General features: G+C 75.3%; 1 protein-coding gene. It reads left to right on the top strand.

Translation table 11 applies throughout. The features are described from left to right. Positions 1-1,649 (top strand): non-ribosomal peptide synthetase (locus tag ACQB60_RS45680; RefSeq protein WP_496932030.1); only part of this gene is annotated, 1,649 nt, incomplete at both ends.

The following is a 1,649-nucleotide window of genomic DNA, read 5'->3' as shown; positions in this document are numbered from 1 at the left end:
GCACTCCAACTCCCCGGGTTCCGGACCGAGATGCGGCGGGTCGACACCGGAGGCGCCAAGTTCGACCTCGCCTTCGAGCTGACCGAGCACACGGGCGGCACCGTCGAAGGGCTCGTCGAATACAGCACGGACCTCTTCGACGCCGGCACCGTCGCAAGCCTCGCCGCGCGCCTCGTCCGGCTCCTGGACACGCTGACCGCCGACCCGGACACCCCCGTCACCGCCGTGGACGTCCTGGCGGACGAGGAGCGGCGCCTGGTCCTGGGGGAGTGGTGCGGGGACGCGGCGCCGGTCGAGAACCTGACCGTGCCGGAGCTGTGGGCGCGCAGGGTGGCCGCCGACCCGCACGCCCCCGCGCTGATCTGCGCCGACTACGAGCTGTCGGCGGCCGAACTCGACATCAGGGCCGGGCAGTTGGCGCACGAGCTGGTGGCGCGGGGCATCGGCCCCGAGTCGCTGGTGGCGCTCGCGCTGCCGAGGTCGTCGGCGGAGCTGGCCGTGGCGACGCTCGCGGTGTGGAAGGCGGGCGGCGCCTACCTCCCGGTGGACCCGGCCTACCCGGCCGACCGCATCGCGTACATGCTGGACGACGCCTGCCCCGCCCTCGTCCTCGCCGTGCGGGACACGGTGGACCGGCTCCCCGACGGGACCCGGCCCCTCGTCCTCGACGCCCTCGACGTCTCCCACCACGACGCGGCCTGCCCGGCGCCCCGCGTCACGCTCGGCCACCCCGCGTACGTCATCTACACCTCCGGGTCCACCGGCCGCCCCAAGGGAGTCGTCGTCCCGCACGCGGGCGTCGCGAGCCTCCTGGCCACCCAGCGGGAGCGGTTCGGTGCCGGGCCCGGCGCACGCGTCCTGAGCTTCGCCTCGCCGAGCTTCGACGCGGCGTTCTGGGAGCTGTGCATGGGCCTGCTCTCCGGCGGCGCGCTGGTCGTCGCGGGCGCCGACGGGCTGCTGCCCGGCGAGCCCCTCGCCACGACCCTCGCCGCGCACCGGGTCACGCACGCCACGCTGCCGCCCGTCGTGCTCGCCGCGATGGAGCCCGACGCCGCGCTGCTGCCCGGCGGGACGCTCATCGCGGGCGGCGAGGCGCTCTCCGGGGAACTGGTGGGGCGCTGGAGCACGGGGCGGCGGCTGTTCAACGCGTACGGGCCGACGGAGACCACCGTCTGCGCCTCCGTCGCCGGTCCGCTGGCCGAGCCCGTGGCCCCGCCGATCGGGCTGCCGGTACTCAACAGCCGCTCCTACGTCCTCGACGCCCGCCTCCGCCCGGTGCCGCCGGGAGTCGTCGGCGAGCTGTACGTGGCGGGGCCGCTCGCGCGCGGCTACCTGGGGCGCCCGGGGCTGAGCGCAGAGCGCTTCGTGGCCGATCCGTTCGGCCCCGCCGGGGCGCGCATGTACCGGACCGGGGACCTGGTGCGTTGGCGCGCGGACGGCCAGCTCGACTACGTGGGGCGCGCGGACCATCAGGTCAAGGTGCGTGGCTTCCGTATCGAACTCGGGGAGATCGAGGCGGAGTTGGCGCGGAACGAGGACGTCGGGCAGGTCGCGGTGATCGTGCGCGAGGACTCGCCGGGTGCCAAGCAGCTCGTCGGGTATGTGGTCCCGCGTCCAGGCCGTTCGGCCGATGCGGCTCAACTGCGGCT

Origin of the sequence: Streptomyces odontotermitis (assembly GCF_050510915.1) — a bacterium.
GTDB lineage: Bacteria > Actinomycetota > Actinomycetes > Streptomycetales > Streptomycetaceae > Streptomyces.
The sequence above is the reverse complement of the archived record's forward strand: the minus strand, read 5'-3'. Positions and strand labels throughout refer to the sequence as shown.